This is a genomic window from Vibrio sp. 1180_3 (genome assembly GCF_029478545.1).
GTDB lineage: Bacteria > Pseudomonadota > Gammaproteobacteria > Enterobacterales > Vibrionaceae > Vibrio > Vibrio aestuarianus.
This window is the reverse complement of the sequence record NZ_SJFM01000282.1, coordinates 1-255: the sequence shown is the minus strand read 5'-3', so window position 1 is coordinate 255 and position 255 is coordinate 1. Positions and strand designations below refer to the sequence as shown.

The following is a 255-nucleotide window of genomic DNA, read 5'->3' as shown; positions in this document are numbered from 1 at the left end:
TTCACACCCCGATTTTGAAGCTCTGTAAGTACACTGAGCCAGAACTTCGCGCCTTCAGTTTCGGACATCCACATCCCAAGAAGTTCTTTCTGACCTTCCATATTGACGCCGAGAGCAAGGTAAATGGCTTTGTTGATGACTTGCTTATTTTGGCGCACCTTCACAACAATGCAGTCCAGGTAAACGATGGGGTAAACCGAATCAAGAGGGCGAGCTTGCCACTCAACAACTTGTTCTAAAACAGCATCAGTGACT

The 255-nt window shown here is 46.7% G+C and carries 1 protein-coding gene; it reads right to left on the bottom strand.

All coding sequences use genetic code 11. The features are described from left to right. Positions 1–255: transposase (locus EYW48_RS22090; RefSeq protein WP_277433119.1), on the bottom strand; the 255-nt coding region annotated here is incomplete at both ends.